This window comes from Paraburkholderia sp. SIMBA_053, assembly GCF_046534895.1.
GTDB classification, from domain to species: domain Bacteria; phylum Pseudomonadota; class Gammaproteobacteria; order Burkholderiales; family Burkholderiaceae; genus Paraburkholderia; species Paraburkholderia caledonica.
Window position 1 is genome coordinate 1 of sequence record NZ_JAWRXU010000217.1, and the last position, 364, is coordinate 364.

Annotated in this window: 1 protein-coding gene; it reads left to right on the forward strand. The window is 64.6% G+C overall.

Annotation, left to right across the window (positions count from 1 at the left end; all coding sequences use genetic code 11):
* A partial coding sequence (locus SB753_RS35335) for a phosphopantetheine-binding protein (RefSeq protein ID WP_410804716.1) occupies positions 1-364 on the forward strand: 364 nt, incomplete at both ends.

The following is a 364-nucleotide window of genomic DNA, read 5'->3' on the forward strand; positions in this document are numbered from 1 at the left end:
TGATCGGCTATGTCGCGCGACGCGCCGAAGAAGCATTCGATCACGCCGCGCTGTTCGCTGCGTTGAACGCGCAGTTGCCTGCCTACATGGTGCCCGCGCATGTGATCGAACTCGACGCGTTGCCTGTCACGCCGAACGGCAAGTGCGACCGCAACGCGTTGCCCGCGCCGTCGCTGCAAACGGCAGAAGTGGCCGAACCGCAGACCGACACCGAGCGCGAACTCGCCGCGATCTGGATACGCGTGTTGCGCATCGACGCGACCCACGCAATTGGCCGCGACGCCGACTTCTTCGCGCTAGGCGGACATTCGCTGCTGGCGACGCAGGCGAATGCGCAAATCAATCTGCACTGGTCACTCGCGCT